The 15,612-nt window shown below is 67.5% G+C and carries 13 protein-coding genes; 11 read left to right on the top strand and 2 right to left on the bottom strand.

What is annotated here, in order from left to right; genetic code table 11:
• Positions 1–159 precede the first annotated feature (159 nt).
• The gene (locus OSB52_RS17925; protein ID WP_266062947.1) at positions 160–1,371 is read left to right on the top strand and encodes a TetR/AcrR family transcriptional regulator; all 1,212 of its coding nucleotides are present in this window, start codon (positions 160–162) and stop codon (positions 1,369–1,371) included.
• A gap of 23 nt (positions 1,372–1,394) precedes the next feature.
• Here the strand turns inward: OSB52_RS17925 and OSB52_RS17920 are convergent, their stop codons facing one another.
• The gene (locus OSB52_RS17920) at positions 1,395–1,829 is read right to left on the bottom strand and encodes an SRPBCC family protein (protein ID WP_266062946.1); all 435 of its coding nucleotides are present in this window, start codon (positions 1,827–1,829) and stop codon (positions 1,395–1,397) included.
• A 164-nt stretch (positions 1,830–1,993) separates the two neighbouring features.
• On the opposite strand from OSB52_RS17920, the gene OSB52_RS17915 reads away from it, so the two are divergent.
• Together OSB52_RS17915 and OSB52_RS17910 are read left to right on the top strand one after the other, a co-directional pair.
• The gene (locus tag OSB52_RS17915; RefSeq protein WP_266062945.1) at positions 1,994–2,884 is read left to right on the top strand and encodes a cutinase family protein; all 891 of its coding nucleotides are present in this window, start codon (positions 1,994–1,996) and stop codon (positions 2,882–2,884) included.
• Between the two features lie 289 nt (positions 2,885–3,173).
• The gene (locus OSB52_RS17910) at positions 3,174–3,326 is read left to right on the top strand and encodes a hypothetical protein (protein WP_266062944.1); all 153 of its coding nucleotides are present in this window, start codon (positions 3,174–3,176) and stop codon (positions 3,324–3,326) included.
• Between the two features lie 12 nt (positions 3,327–3,338).
• Here OSB52_RS17910 and OSB52_RS17905 read toward each other — a convergent pair whose 3' ends face one another.
• A complete protein-coding gene (locus OSB52_RS17905) occupies positions 3,339–3,566 on the bottom strand; it encodes an RNA-binding S4 domain-containing protein (RefSeq protein WP_266062943.1) in 228 nt (75 codons plus the stop codon).
• 58 nt (positions 3,567–3,624) lie between these two features.
• Here OSB52_RS17905 and lysX point away from each other — a divergent pair, with 58 nt between their 5' ends.
• The 8 genes from lysX (at position 3,625) to OSB52_RS17865 (ending at position 15,607) form a co-directional block, all read left to right on the top strand.
• Complete coding sequence (lysX, locus tag OSB52_RS17900) at positions 3,625–7,044, top strand: bifunctional lysylphosphatidylglycerol synthetase/lysine--tRNA ligase LysX (RefSeq protein WP_266062942.1); 3,420 nt, start codon at positions 3,625–3,627, stop codon at positions 7,042–7,044.
• A gap of 5 nt (positions 7,045–7,049) precedes the next feature.
• Complete coding sequence (locus OSB52_RS17895) at positions 7,050–7,958, top strand: alpha/beta fold hydrolase (protein WP_235725664.1); 909 nt, start codon at positions 7,050–7,052, stop codon at positions 7,956–7,958.
• A 125-nt stretch (positions 7,959–8,083) separates the two neighbouring features.
• Positions 8,084–8,608, top strand: coding sequence for a ribonuclease E activity regulator RraA (gene rraA, locus OSB52_RS17890; protein ID WP_266062941.1), 525 nt, complete (start codon positions 8,084–8,086; stop codon positions 8,606–8,608).
• 10 nt (positions 8,609–8,618) lie between these two features.
• Positions 8,619–10,172, top strand: a complete 1,554-nt coding sequence (locus tag OSB52_RS17885; RefSeq protein WP_266062940.1) for a succinic semialdehyde dehydrogenase — start codon at positions 8,619–8,621, stop codon at positions 10,170–10,172.
• A gap of 146 nt (positions 10,173–10,318) precedes the next feature.
• Positions 10,319–11,521, top strand: a complete 1,203-nt coding sequence (locus tag OSB52_RS17880; protein WP_372512448.1) for a PQQ-dependent sugar dehydrogenase — start codon at positions 10,319–10,321, stop codon at positions 11,519–11,521.
• Positions 11,522–11,533: 12 nt separating this feature from the next.
• A complete protein-coding gene (locus tag OSB52_RS17875) occupies positions 11,534–12,334 on the top strand; it encodes a cyclase family protein (RefSeq protein WP_266062939.1) in 801 nt (266 codons plus the stop codon).
• 187 nt (positions 12,335–12,521) lie between these two features.
• A complete protein-coding gene (locus tag OSB52_RS17870) occupies positions 12,522–14,666 on the top strand; it encodes an ArnT family glycosyltransferase (protein WP_266062938.1) in 2,145 nt (714 codons plus the stop codon).
• Positions 14,667–14,770: 104 nt separating this feature from the next.
• Complete coding sequence (locus OSB52_RS17865; protein WP_266062937.1) at positions 14,771–15,607, top strand: alpha/beta fold hydrolase; 837 nt, start codon at positions 14,771–14,773, stop codon at positions 15,605–15,607.
• Positions 15,608–15,612: the final 5 nt, after the last annotated feature.

Raw genomic sequence — 15,612 nt, 5'->3', positions numbered from 1 at the left:
ACTTCTCGATTGTGCGGCTTTACACTGAAGCGCCATCCGACGCCGCAGTCGACAATTTGACGACACCGCGCCCTGGGCCGCTCCTGATGTGGTGAACTGATGGCAAGGTGGTTAGATGTCCCCACCGCTGGGGGCACCTGCACGACCGACAGGATTGCCATGACCACTCTGCCCGCGGATGCGGTGGTGGATCGACGCACCAGGCCCAAGGACCGCAAGCAACGAATCCTCATCAAGGCGGCAGAACTCTTCCGCGCCTCGGGGTACGCCGCGGTCGCGATGAGCGACATCGCTGCGGGAGTCGGTATCGGGCCCAGCGCGCTGTACCGGCACTATCGCAACAAACAGGAACTCCTGCTCGCCGCGTTCGACCAGGCCTTGAGTCGTTACGAGGAGGCGGTACGTGGCGTCGATGACCCGTTCGAGGTCGCGCGCAACGTGGTCGGTATCGCGGCTCAATCCCAAACCCTCGACGCGCTCTGGAGCCGCGACAAGGGCCACGTCGGCCCCGTGGCACGAAGCGAGCTGCGGGTGCGCATCGTTGAGGTGTCCGAGACGATTGCCGCCGCCATCGCGAAGGACGCGCCGCCGGATGCGGTCCCTGCCGACGCCGCCGCATGGTCGATCCTGGCCATGGTGAATTGGCCGGGACATCGGCCGCTACCGGTGCCGCCCGGCGACCGGGACCGCGTGTTGTCTGCGGCAGTGCGCGCCGCGGTGGAATGCGCGCGTCGGCCTGACTCGTCACCCGACATGGCGCCTCGGGTCACCGACCTGCCGGTGCCGATGGATCCGGGCTCCGGACTGCTGCCCGTCGCACGCCGCGAGGCCGTGTTGAACGCGGCCATCACCATGTTCGCGGTGCACGGGTACAGCAACGTCAGCCTCGATGACATCGGCGACGTCGTCGGCATCGCCGGCCCGAGTGTCTACAATCACTTCAGCAGCAAGCGTGAACTCCTGGCATGCGGCCTCGACCGCGCCGTCGCGGCGATGTGGCTGGAGCTGGGACAGGTGTTGTCGCGCAGCGTGGACGCCGCCCAGGCGCTCGACGACCTGCTGGCCTGTTACGCGCGTTTCGCGCAGGCACACTGGGATCTCATCGCGGTCAGCCTTTCGCACTCCGTAGCCCTCGACGACGAGGCCCTACTGGCATTGGCGCGGGCCTACCAGGACTACGTCGGCGAGTGGCGCCGGCTGGTGCAGGCGTGCCGGCCCGAACTGCGGTCCGACGAAGCCCACGCCCTGGTGGAACTGGCGTTGGCAGTGATCAACGGTGTGGTACGCGTGGACAACCTACGTGGACCGGCCCTGCCTGGCCATGCACAACTACTGGCCAAGGCGGTGCTGAACGCACCGCTGCCCGTCTGAGAACTTCCGGTCGCGACGCGGGATCAGCGCGAGGCCAGCACTCTGGTCATCTGAGTCGGCACGGTGTCGGCGAGTCGCTGGAAGGCGAGTTGCGCGATCGGGTCGGCGAGGCGGGCCAGGCCGTTGAACTCCACATGCGCCCGATAGGTGATGACCGTCGAGGTGGCGTTCTCGGCGCGGAAGCTCAGGTCGTCGACCGATGTCGCGGTCTTGTTGCGGCCGGTGAACACGAGGTGATCGGGTGCATCCGCGGTCAATTCGTAGGTCAGCGTCGTCGACATACCGAACAACTTGCTCTCGTTGTGCCAGCGGGTGCCCTCGCTGACCGGGTCCGTGCCGATCTGCTCACACGTCTGGGTGCCCGGGTCCCATTCGACGGCGTTGGCGAAGTCGCGCAGGTAGGCGACGACCTCGTCGCGGGGACGCGGCACGGTGAAGGTGCGGGAGACATCGACCATGGTCACTCCTTGTTGCGCGATCGACGCGCGGCGTCGGTGGGGGTTGTCGTAGGAGTATTCGGCGCGACCCGAGACCGCGGATGGGTCAGTAGACTCGGGCCCGCGAGATTCGGGTTGCAGGGCCCCGGTTCCGGCGGCACCGGGCGGGTGAGGGAGGGACGACGATGCGGTTGCGCGCGTTGATGATCTGGTTGACCACAGCCGTGTCGGCGATCGGCGCCACCGTGGCCATCACGGCTCCGGCGGCCGGCGCACCGCAAGGCTGCCCGAAGCTCTACGTGCTGGCGATACCGGGTACCTGGGCCGACGGCACGAACCCCGGGATTCTGGGGGATGTCACCGCGGGCCTCGGTGCCGAGATCGCCGTGCAGTTCGTCGGCTACGACGCCACGGCATTCCCCTGGGAGAAGGCGGTGTACGGCAAGTCGAAGGCACAGGCCGTCGCCAACACCACCGGCTTGGCGCGGACCATGCTCAACCGCTGCCCGCGCACCCGCATTGCGGTTGTCGGCTACAGCCAGGGCGCCGACGCTGCCGGCGACTTCGCCTCCGAGGTCGGCACCGGGCGCGCGGCGATCCGCCCCAGCGCAGTCGCGGGTGTGGTGCTGATCTCCGATCCGCGCAGATCTGCACGCGACAACCTCGTCGGCCCGCCCCTGCGCGGGGAGGGCAGCGGGGGACCGCGGCTGGACGGCATGGGGTGGGTGTCGCCGCGTGCATTCACCATCTGCGAGCCCGGCGACCTCTACTGCAACGTGCCGCAGGATTACTTCCTCACCCGCATCGTCGGCTACCTCGCGGAGACCAGCGACCCCACGCCGAGCCAGATCGGGCAGTACCAGGCAGAAGCCGGGGCGATCATCACCGAACTCCTCACCCTGGGCGGGCCCGGAAAGATCGTCGAGGAACTCAGCAATGCGCGGGCCCGCGAGCAGATCACCTCGTTCAATCGCTTCCTGCAGTCGGGTGCGCACAGCAACTACGCCACATTTCAGGTCCGGCCGGGTGTGACGGCAGTCCAGTGGGCACACAACCATCTCGCCCGACTGGCGTGATCCGGGTATGAGATGGTCTGGCTCGTCCGCCGGTCATACCCAGCTGTGTTTCTGCTCACAGATTTTCGCCTGTCGCTACCGAATTCGTAACGATTCCGATGCGATGATCGACGTACAGACAGCAACGGCTTTACTTTGACGGCCCGGCGGCAGGGTCTGAGTGTGGCGAAGACAACGTCTGTTGAACGCGCTATATCGCTTGGGCCGAGCCCGTCGACCGACTAAAGTAAGCCGAGTTCGACACCATGAAGAGCGAGTCCACGGTAGTAAAGCAGGGAAGTGATTGGTCATGAGGTTGTCCAATACATCCTCCGGTCCACGCCGCCATGCCAGGCTGAGTTCGATCACCGGTCGATTCGGCCGTGCGCGATCCGCTCGTTCGTTTCCCGCCGAGGCGGAACGCCTGATCACCCCGGCCGAACTGCGCCGTCTGCAGGCCTGACGGACACCTCTGTCAGACGCGGGTCACCCGGCAGATCTGGCCACCGAGTTCCACCACGTCACCGCGCGTGAGCTGACGCCCACGCCGCGTCTCTACCTCGCCGTTGACCGACACGTCGCCGTCGGCGATCACTTCTTTCGCCTCGGCGCCCGAGTCGATGAGGTTGGCCAACTTCAGAAACTGGCCCAACCGGATCGACTCGTCGCGGATGGGCACCTCGTCGATATCGGATCCGTCCACGGTCCACATATTGCCCAACCTCGGCCAGATGGGCGAGCCCGCCCCGTAACGTTTAGCCATGACGTTGGACATCCCGCGGACTCCGGCGCCGGACGAGGTCGTCGCCGAACCCGTACACGAGCCATCGGCCGCCGAGCGGCGGTCGCGAGATCTGCTCGAGCGCATCCGTTCACCGCGGGGCTTCGGCCAAGCTGCGCCACGCATCGCCGGGACGGTGCTGGGCATCATGGCCGCCGTCTCCTTGCTGTCGAGCCTGTTCCCGTGGTTCCGCCGGCTCATCCACGTGCCGCGCGACTATCTCGACACCTTCGTCATCACCCTGCCGGACACCAGTTTCGCGTGGGCATTCGTGCTGGGGCTGATGGCGTTCGCCCTGTCCATGCGCAAGCGGATCGCCTGGTGGATCTGCGTGGTGTATCTGACGCTGTACGCGGTGGGCAACGCGATCTATCTGGTGCCCGCTCTCGCCGACGATCTGTCGGTGACCGGTACCGACCGGATCAACCTCTGGATCGGCATCATCGTGGATCTGGCCGCACTGGCCTATCTGATCCTCACCTATCGGCAGTTCTACACCCGCGTGCGTCGGGGCGCGTTGCTGCGGGCGCTCGGTGTGCTGGTGGCCGGACTCGTCATCGGCAGTCTGCTCGGCTGGGCGCTGGTGTGGATCTTCCCGCACACCCTGACCCGCGCTGACCGGCTGCCGTACGCGATCAATCGGGTGGTCGCCTTCGGCTCGGTTGATCAGGAACCCGCATTCGAAGGCCGGCACGCGCTGGCGCCGGTGAACGGACTGCTGGGCCTGTTCGGTGCGCTCGCGCTGATCGCCGCGGCGATGGTTTTGTTCCGCTCGGTCAGGCTGAAATCACTGATCACCGCCGACGACGAGCGACTGATCCGCGCCCAGATCGCCGCCTTCAATGACGATGACTCGCTCGCCTACTTCTCCACCCGCCGCGACAAGGCGGTGGTGTTCGCGCCGAACGGCCGCGCGGCGGTCACCTACCGGGTGGAGGTGGGCGTGGGGTTGGCCGGTGGAGACCCCATCGGCGACCCCGATTCGTGGGGCGAGGCCATCGCCGAGTTCCTCGCGCTGTGTGAGCGCTACGGGTGGCATCCGGCCGCGATGGGAACCAGCAGCCGCGGGGCTGCCGCCTACGACGCCGCCGGATTCGGGTCGCTGAACATCGGCGACGAGGCGATCATCCCGACCCGTGGCTTCAGCATCAACGGGCCGGCGATGAAAGCGGTCCGCCAAGCGGTCACACGTACCAAACGGGCCGGAATCACCATTCGCATCCGCCGGCACGCCGAGATCTCCACAGACTCGAACGACGGGAAGCCGTCGGAGATGGCGCAGATGATCGCGCGGGCCGATGCCTGGCGCGACACCGACGAGGAACGCGGATTCGCGATGGCGTTGGGCCGACTCGGCGATCCGCTCGACGGGGACTGTCTGCTCGTCGAAGCCGTGGAGAACGCCGGCACCGACCACGAGAAGGTGGTCGGCATGTTGTCCTTCGTGCCGTGGGGCCGCACCGGCGTCTCGCTGGATGTGATGCGCCGCGACCGTGGTGCGGTCAACGGTCTCGTCGAGACGATGGTGACCGAACTCGCCCGCGAGTCCGAGCAGTACGGCGTCACCGAGATCTCCCTCAACTTCGCGGCCTTCCGCGCGTTCTTCGAACACGGCGCCGACATCGGGGCCGGCCCGGTGATGCGCGCGACCTACTCGGTGCTTATGTTCGGCTCGAAGTTCTTCCAGATGGAGTCGCTGTACAAGTCCAATGCGAAGTACCGGCCGGAATGGCGGCCACGCTTTCTGTGCTACGAGGACAACCGAATGATGCCGCGGGTTGCGCTCGCCGCGATCGTCACCGAGGGTTTCGTCCGGCTGCCGCGATTCGGTCGTGCGCGGCACTACACCGAGGGCCGCTCGGCCATTCCCGCCGGTGTCGACCTCGACGAGCTGATCGCCGAATTGGCCGATGAGTCCGTCGTGGGTGCGATCGAGGTACATCGGCCCGAACAGGTGCGGGTGCGCCTGGCCAAGTTGGATCGGTTGACCGAGCGGGGGTTTGATCCGTACCCACCCGCCGATGCACCGACGCACACCATCGCGCAGGCCGTCGCGGCACCGGAAGGCACCACGGTGACCATCGCCGGACGTGTCACCCGACTGCGTGACTTCGGCAAGGTGGCCTTCGCCGACGTGCACGACTGGTCCGGGCAGGTGCAGCTGCTGGTCGAGGCGAACGCGGTGATTCCGGGCACGCCGGACTTCGGCTCCGACGTCGACCTCGGTGATCTGATCGAGGCCCGCGGTGTGGTGGGCCGGAGCCGGTCCGGTGAACTGTCGATCCTCATCGACGCGTGGCGGTTCAACGGCAAGTGCCTGCGGCCGTTGCCCGACAAGTGGAGCGGCCTCACCGATCCAGAGGCGCGCGTGCGGCAACGCTACGTGGATCTCGCCATCAATTCGCGCAGCCGCGAGTTGTTGAACACCCGCAGCGTGGTGGTGAAGTCGATGCGCGACTTCCTCGCGGCGCGTGGCTATCTCGAGGTGGAGACACCGATCCTGCAGCAGATCCACGGCGGGGCCAACGCGACACCGTTCCAGACGCACATCAATGCCTATGACCTCGACCTGTACCTGCGGATCGCACCGGAGCTGTACCTGAAGCGGCTCTGTGTGGGTGGGGTGGAGAAGGTGTTCGAGATCGGCCGCAACTTCCGCAACGAGGGTGTCGACTTCAGTCACAATCCGGAGTTCACCAGCCTGGAAGCCTATGAGGCACACAGCGATTACCGCAAGATGCTCGACCTCACCCGCGAGATGATCCAGCACGCCGCGACCGCCGCCTACGGTGAACCGGTGATCGTGCGCCGCGACGACGACGGTAACGAAGAACGCGTCGACATCTCCGGGCAGTGGCCGGTGCGCACCGTGCACGAGGTGGTCTCCGACGGTGCGGGTGAGGAGGTGACACCCGAGACAACGGTGGAGACGCTGCGGGCGATCTGCGATCGCCTCGACATCGCCTATCGGCCCGACTGGGACGCTGGCCAGGTGGTGCTGGAGCTCTACGAGCATCTCGGCGAAGATCGGACCACCTTCCCGACCTTCTACACCGACTTCCCGACATCGACGTCGCCGCTGACGCGAGCCCACCGGACGATCCCGGGTGTCGCCGAACGCTGGGACCTGGTGGCGTGGGGTGTCGAATTGGGTACCGCCTACACCGAGCTCACCGATCCCGTCGAGCAACGCAGTCGGTTGACCGCGCAGTCGGTGCTCGCCGCGGGTGGCGATCCGGAGGCGATGGAACTCGACGAGGACTTTCTGCAGGCCCTCGAGTACGCGATGCCGCCGACCGGTGGCCTCGGTGTCGGCGTGGATCGTGTGGTCATGCTCATCACCGGCCAGTCGATTCGGGAATCGTTGGCGTTCCCGTTGGCCAAGCCGCAGGGCTACTGACACCGATGCCCGACGGCCCGGATGGTGGCGACCGCGCGGGGATCGTCATCCCCGTCGGAGGCCATCGACTTCATGTGATCGACGAGGGCGAGGGCCTGTCGGTTCTGCTGATGGCCGCATTGGGCAGCAATTGGTTCGACCTCGATGCGTTGACGGTGCGGTTGCTCCGACAGGGCTTTCGAGTGATCCGATACGACCGCCCGGGCTACGGCCTGTCGAGTCCGCGGCCGCCGGACGAGATGCCGGGTCTGCTCGACGAGGTCGACCGGATGCGGATGGTGCTCGACGCGGTAGGCGTCGGCGGGCCGGTCCTGATCGTCGGTCACTCGCTGGCATCGCTGTACGTCGAAGCGTTCGGGCGGGTGTATCCGGAGCGTTCGGCCGGACTCGTGATGGTGGACGGGTCGTTCGTCCTGGCGCCGTGGCGGGTGGTGCCAGCGAGGTGGGGCGTGCGGGCTGCCCACCGAGCCGTACGGGTGGCGCAATCGGTGACCGCGGCGATGGGTGTCCATCGGTGGCCCAGCGCAGGTGTCTGGACCCTGGTCGTGCCACCTCCGCCGGAGGGATTCACCGACGACCAGCGGCGGTGGGCCGGCCGGGTTTTCGGGCAGCCGCGGTTCATGACGGCGTTGCTGGCGGAGAATGCCGTCTTCGCCACGATGGATCGTGATCTCCGCGACCTGCGCCGCACTCATCAGTTGCCGGACGTACCGATCGACGTGGTGGTCGCGTCGCCTCGGATGCCCGGGTGGCGGCACTTCTGGGAGTGGAAACAACGGCGCTATGCCCAGACGCTGATCACCGCCGCGGGCGTCGAGGCGCACGTCGACGTCATCAGCCCTGCCCGGCATTTCGTCGTCTCCCAACGTCCCGACGAGGTCGCCGCGATCATCGGTCGGATGGCGGGTGGGTAGCAGCGGAATCGCCGCCAGTGCACACGTGCGCCGACGCTACCGCGCGAGCGCGCGCACCGCGGCCGGGTTGCGGTAACTGTGGCTGTCCGTCACACCTAATTGCATGGCTGCCTAAACTGGTGGCCATGACCGAACTGACCTTCACGCCGACCGCCGACCTCGTGGACGAGATCGGCGACCTCGTGCGCAGCTGCGACACCCAGTTCACCCAGTACGGCGGCAACCGTGAGTTCGTCGGCCGGGTGACCACGGTCAAGTGCTTCCAGGACAACGCGCTGCTCAAGTCGATCCTGGGTGAGTCGAACCCGGGCGGCGTGCTCGTCATCGACGGCGCCGAATCCGTGCACACCGCGCTCGTCGGCGACATCATCGCCGAACTCGGCCGCTCCAACGGTTGGGTCGGGATCATCGTCAATGGAGCGATCCGCGACGCCAAGGCGATCGGCGAGATGGAGATCGGGGTCAAAGCGCTGGGCACCAACCCGCGCAAGTCCACCAAAACCGGAGTTGGTGAGCGCGACATCGCGCTGTCCATCGGTGGCGAGACCTTCCACCCCGGCGACATCGTCTACTCCGACGACGACGGGATCGTCATCGTCGAGAGCGCCGAGCCTGCCGAGACCGCCGAGTCCGAGACCACCGAGAGCTGAGGGACCCGCCATGCCGAAGCCCACCCCCGACTACTTCCGGCGATTGGCCGAGCTCGTCGCGATCGACGACGCCGGCGCCCGCCCTACCCGACCGGTGCTGGAGGCGTTCAGTGGCGCCGAGATGGCGACCATCCCCGTCGGTACTGCCGACGACCTGGAGACCGCGGTCGCCCGTGCGCGCAGTGCGCAGCAGGGGTGGGCCACCCAGACGCCGCAGCAGCGTGCCGAGGTACTCAACCGCTTCTCCGATCTGGTGTACCGCAACGCCGCCGAGCTGATGGACATCGCGCAAGCCGAAACCGGCAAGGCGCGCATCTACGCGCAGGAAGAGGTGATGGACGTCGCGCTGACCGCGCGGCATTACGCCACCACCGGACCCAAGACGCTGGCCGAGCGCAAGGTCAAGGGGATGCTGCCAGGTGCAACCAGTGTGCGGGTGCGCTATCAGCCCAAGGGCATCGTCGGCGTCATCAGCCCGTGGAACTACCCGCTCACCCTGGCGGTCTCCGATGCGGTCGCCGCGTTGATCGCGGGCAACGGTGTGGTCATCAAACCGGACAGCCAGACGCCGTACTGTGCGTTGGCCGTCGCCGACCTGCTGTATCAGGCAGGTCTACCGCGTGAGCTGTTTGCCGTGGTACCCGGGCCGGGCAGCGTGGTGGGGCAGGCGATCGTGGCCACCACCGACTACGTCATGTTCACCGGATCGTCGGCGACGGGCGCCTCGCTGGCCGAGCAGGCCGGGCGCCGACTGATCGGCTTCTCTGCCGAGCTCGGCGGCAAGAACCCGATGATCGTGACCGCCGACGCCGACATCGACAAGGCCGTCGAAGGGGCGGCGCGCGCCTGCTACTCGAACTCGGGTCAGCTGTGCATCTCCATCGAACGCCTGTACGTCGACAAAGAGATCGCCGACGAATTCACCACCAAGTTCGCGGCGTATGTGTCGGCGATGAAGCTCGACGCCACCTATGACTTCTCCGCCGACATGGGATCACTCGCGTCGGCGGCGCAGGTCGACACCGCCGAGGCCCACGTGCGCGATGCGGTTGAGAAGGGCGCCACGGTGGTCGCCGGCGGGCGACGTCGCGCCGACCTCGGCCCGTTCTTCTTCGAGCCCACGGTGCTCACCGGTGTCTCCGACGAGATGACCTGCTTCGCTGAGGAGACCTTCGGTCCGGTCGTCTCGATCTATCCGGTCGACTCCGCGGACGAAGCCGTCAAACTCGCCAATGCGACGCAGTACGGACTCAACGCGTGCGTCTTCGCCGGTAGCAGCGCCGAAGCCAACGCGATTGCCGACCAGTTGCGGGCCGGCACGGTCAACATCAACGAGGGCTACGCCGCGGCGTGGGGTTCCACCGCCGCACCAATGGGCGGCATGGGCATCTCGGGTGTCGGCCGACGCCACGGCGAGGAGGGCATCCTCAAGTACACCGAGCCGCAGACCGTCGCCGAGCAGCGCTTCGTCGGCATCGACCGCGCGCCCGGCATCCCGAAGGGCATCTACCGCGCCGTCACGCCGTACGCCGTGCGCGCGCTGAAATACCTGCCGGGCCGGTAGGTTAGCCCGCGCGTCGCAGTCCTTCCCCCGGGTATCGCTACTTCCGCCGGTGGCAGCTGGGGGAAGAAGCGATACCCGGGGGAGGAACCTCGGATCGGGCGTGCGTTATGCGGCGCGGCGGCGAGCTCCCGGGTTACGGTGATCCGGTGACCGGCCGACGAGCACGCCCCCTCCTGACCCGCGTTGCGATCATCGCCGGGACCGTCGGAACTCTCGTCGCCGGGATGTGCACGGCCGGGCAGGCCGACGCCGCTCCGCCGTTGACGGTGTCGCAGGTCGCATCTGGCCTCGACCATCCGTGGGATCTTGCGGTCGCACCCGACGGTGTCATCCTCACTGGCGAGCGCACGGGACAGTTCGTGGCGGTGATGACCGACGGTCGGCGACAAGATGTTCGCGCGGACCTTTCCCAGCTGTTCGCGGTCAAAGAAGCCGGGCTGATGGGGTTGGCACTCGACCCGCAATTCTCCGACACCCGGCGCGTCTACTCCTGTCAGGCCGAAACCACCGCCGGTGCCGCCGTCAGCATCCCCGGATCGGCGGCCAATCTGCCTCTCCCCTGGCCGAACACCGGACAGGTCGTCAACATCGTCTCGTGGCGGGTCAGCGCCGACTGGACGACGATGGTGCGCGAACGAACCGTGCTCACGGGCATTCCGGTCAACGCCTCCGGTCGCCACGCAGGTTGCGGTCTCACCGCAGCGGCCGACGGGTCGCTGTGGATCGGCACCGGTGACAATGCGATCCCGACCAATCCGCAGGATCCGAACTCGTTGGGCGGCAAGGTTCTGCACATCCTGCCGGACGGCAAACCGGCCGCGGGTAACCCCGATCCGGCCAGTCCGGTGTTCACGCTGGGGCACCGGAACGTGCAGGGCGTTGCCGTCCAGCCAGGAACCGGCCGCGTCTATGCGATCGAACAGGGCACCGACGCCGACGACGAACTCAATCTCCTGCGCGCCGGCGCCAATTACGGGTACAAGCCGGACCGGGCCCCGTTCATCTACGACGAGTCGGTGCCCATGACAGACCCCACTCGGGTCCCTGGTGCAGTGGGGCCGGTGTGGAGTTCCGGCTACCCGACAATAGCTACTCCTGCCTTGGCTTTTCTGCCCGACGACGGGTGGGGCTCCCTCGACGGCGCAGTCGTCATCTCCGCGCAGAAAGGAAAGCACCTACTGTTCGTCACACTCGACGAAGCAGGCAACCGAGTGGTCCGCAGCAGCAAGGCAATCCAAGACACCTATGGGCGTCTTCGAGGGCTGGCCGTCGACGCTGACGGTTCACTGTTGGTGAGCACCGACAACGGTGGGGACGACCGCATCCTCCGAGTGCGGCTCGCGGACTGACGGGGAGACGCAATGTGTGACGACGAGGTGGTTCGCTCCGCGCATGACGAGGCCCGTCGCTTCTCACGTCGTACGGCGCTGCGTATGACTGCGGGCGCCGCGGCCGGAAGCGCCGGTGTCGCCGCCATCGGTGCGGCGGCGGGACCGGCCGCGGCAGCTCCGACCGGCCGCGTCGTCGACCTGACACACGTGTTGTCGGCCGGTTTCCCACTGTGGCCCGGGAGCGCGCCCGTCGTATCACTACCGACGTCGCACGTGGGACCGGGGAACCGCGGGTATGCCACGAGATGGATGTCGTTCTCCGAACATTCCGGAACTCACGTCGATGCACCCGCGCACAAAATCGGCGACGGCATCACCGTTGATCAGATCGACGCGCGCGATCTGGTGGCGCCGTTGGCGGTGATCGACATTTCGGCACGGGCGCGAACGGATCGGCGTACCACGCTGACAGCGAAGGACGTCGCGTCCTACGAATCGAAACACGGACGAATCCCCCGTCGTGCCCTGGTCGCCTTGTACAGCGGGTGGCAGCCGCGAACCGGCGGCGTGGATGCACCAGGCTTCGACGCCGACGCTGTGTCAATGTTGGTCGAGGAACGCGGCGTCGTCGCGATCGGCACCGACACACTAAGCATCGATGTGATGGACGCAGTCGGGGCACACACCGCCATCCTGGGTGCAGGCCAATACGCCGTGGAGGCGATGGCCAACTTGTCGTCGGTACCGGCTGTCGGCGCGACAGTCGTCGTGGGTGCCCCCCGCTTCGCCGGTGGCACTGGTGGTCCCTCCCGCGTGCTTGCGCTCGTCTGATCCGCTGAGCCGGTAGGTCCTTCCCCCGGGTATCGCTACTTCCGCCGGTGGCAGCTGGGGGAAGTAGCGATACCCGGGGGAGGAACCTCGGATCGGGCGTTCACAGGGTTCTCCCAGCCGGCTTCCAGGGGCGCGGGAGGGCCGGGGCCCAGTGTGGGATCAACACATCCGACACAGGAGGACCCGAATGACCACAGCCTTGGAGCGACGCGGGCTGGAACGACCGGGGGCATCGACGCCCGGTGAGCCACCACCCCCGGCCGGCGGCCGTCGCCGCCGCGTCGCCGACCGACCTCGACCCACACGCGCCGTCCGGTGGAGCCCGTACGCACTGACCGCGCTGCTCGTCTCCACCGCCGTGCTCTATCTGTGGAACCTCTCCGCCAGCGGATACGCCAACACGTTCTATGCGGCGGCGGCACAGGCGGGCTCGCAGAGCTGGACCGCGTGGTTCTTCGGATCTCTCGACTCCGCCAACTTCATCACCGTCGACAAGCCCCCGGCCTCGCTGTGGGTGACCGGGCTGTCAGTGCGGTTGTTCGGGATGAACAGCTGGGCCGTGCTGGTACCGCAAGCGCTGATGGGGGTGGCCGCTGTGGCGCTGCTGTACTGCGCGATGCGCCGCACCTTCGCCGACCCGCGTCACGGCACGGCCGCGGGCCTGATCGCCGGTGGCGTGCTCGCCTTCACCCCGGCAGCGGCGCTGATGTTCCGGTTCAACAATCCGGACGCGCTGCTGGTGCTGCTGATGGTCGCGGCCGGCTACGCCCTGATCCGCGCGATCGCCACCAACTCGGGCCGATGGTTGGCGCTGGTCGGTGTCGCGCTCGGCTTCGCTTTCCTCACCAAGATGCTGCAGGGCCTGCTCGTACTCCCCGCCTTCGGACTGGCCTACCTGATGTTCGCGAACACCGGCTGGATCAGGCGCATCGGCCACCTGATCGGTGCGACCGTGGCGTTGATCGTCTCGGCGGGCTGGTTCGTGCTCGCAACGATCCTGGTGCCGGCATCGGCTCGCCCGTACATCGGCGGCTCCACCGACAACACCTTCATGGACCTCGTATGGGGATACAACGGCGTCGGTCGCATCAGCGGTGGCTCCGGTGGCGGAGGCGGCATGGGCGGCGGCCAGGCGGGCGGTTCGTTCGGCGGCTCGACCGGACTCAACCGACTGTTCAGTTCGGAGATGGGCAACGAGATCTCCTGGCTGCTCCCGGTTGCGTTGCTGGCCTTGGTGTTCGCGGCCTACTTGATGGTCCGTAGCTTCCCGATCTTCCGATCGACCGGCGGTATCAGCCGCGTCGAAGGCGGAGCAATCGTCGCCTGGGGTGGTTGGCTCCTGGTCACCGGACTCATCTTCAGTTTCATGAGCGGCACCATCCACCCGTACTACACGGTGGCGTTGGCGCCCGCCATCGCCGCGCTCGTCGGCATGGGTGGGGTACTCGCCTGGCGACGCCGTAGCAAGTGGGACGGTCGCCTCGCTCTCGCCGGGATGATCGGACTCGCCGCGGCCTGGTCCATCGTCTTGCTGAACCGCAACGACTTCGGGCCCGTGTGGTGCCGGTGGCTGATCGGCGCGGTCGCCGCCATCAGCATCGTCGCCCTGCTGGTCGGCAGCGTGATGGCGTGGCGAAAAGTGGTCGCCGGCGCGGTGATCGCCGGTGCGCTCGCCGGATTCGGTGGCACCGCGACCTTCTCGATCGCCACGGCCGCGACCCCGCACAGCGGGTCCATCCCGAACGCGGTGCAGACCTCGATGGAATCAGGTGGCATGGGTGGACCGGGCGGCGGAATGGGCGGCTCGGGTGGTGGCAACCCGCCGACCGGCGCGGCGGATGGACAGACGACTCCCGACGGCGCGACCCAGAACGGCGCGACCCAGAACGGCGCGACCCAGAACGGCGCAGCCCAAGACGGCACGACTCAAGACGGCGCAAGGCAGAGCGCTGCGCAGGACGGCACCACTCAGGACGGCGGCCGCGGCGGGGCCGGTGGACCCGGCGGAATGGGTGACATCTCCTCGAACACCGAACTCGTGGAACTGCTGACCTCCACCGACACCACCTGGTCGGCCGCGACCAACGGCTCCCAGTCGGCGGCGGGCATCGAGATCGCCACCGGCACAGCGGTGATGGCCATCGGTGGGTGGAGCGGTGACCCGGCGCCCACACTGGAGCAGTTCATCGAGTACGTGCACGACGGCAAGATCGCCTACTACATCGGCGGCGGTCAGGGTGGCCCCGGCGGCAACTCCGAGATCGCCGAGTGGGTGGCGCAGAACTACACGGCCACCACGGTCGGCGGCACCACGGTGTACCAGCTGACCTGACCCACCGGAAGTCGATCGCCCGCGACGCAACCGCGCCGCGGGCGATCTGCTGCCCACCGCTCGGCAGGTAGGGTCGGTGCCATTCCCGGGGAAGGACGCCGACGATGACCGACCGCATCACCGAGTTCGCCAACGGCCCCTACGTCTTCGACGTGATCGACGACGGGCCGATCGACGGGCCGCCGGTGATCCTGCTGCATGGTTTCCCGCAGCGCGCGACAGTGTGGGAAGGCGTGGCATCACGATTGCACGACAACGGGTTACGCACCCTTGCTCCCGATCTGCGCGGATACTCACCGCGCGCCAGGCCGCCCGCGCGACGCGATTACCGCATGGGCGAGATCGTCGCTGATGTCGTCGCACTGATCGACACCTTGGGGGCCGACACCGTCGATCTGGTGGGCCACGACTGGGGCGGCGCGGCGGCCTGGGCGGTGGCGGCTGGCCACCCCCAGCGCATCGCGACGCTGACCGTGGCGTCCATGCCACACCCCGCCGCGTTCGTCCGGGCCATGCCGCGAGGGCAGGTGCTGCGGTCCTGGTACATGGCCGCCTTCAATCTTCCGAAACTCCCGGAATGGTTCCTGTCCAAGCTGTTTCGCTCTCCAGGTGGCGGCGCCCGGATGGGGCTGCCGGAGCCGTTCGCGAGCCAGCTCTACTCCGACATCGTCGCCTCGGGCGCGTTACCCGGTGCGTTGAACTGGTACCGGGGGATACCGTTCTGGGGCCGCGCGGACCGCCGCATCGGGCGCGTGCGGGTGCCCACCACCTACGTCTGGAGTGACGGCGACTTCGCGCTCGGCCGGGTCGCCGCGGAGATGACGTCGAGCTATGTGGATGCGCCCTACGAGTTCCGGATCATCCACGATGTCGACCACTGGTTACTAGAGGCCCGCCCGGCCGAGGTGGCCGCCGCGATCGTCGACCGGGTCGGCGCCTGACCCGG

This window comes from Gordonia aquimaris (genome assembly GCF_026262595.1).
GTDB classification, from domain to species: domain Bacteria; phylum Actinomycetota; class Actinomycetes; order Mycobacteriales; family Mycobacteriaceae; genus Gordonia; species Gordonia tangerina.
The sequence above is the reverse complement of the archived record's forward strand: the minus strand, read 5'-3'. Positions and strand labels throughout refer to the sequence as shown.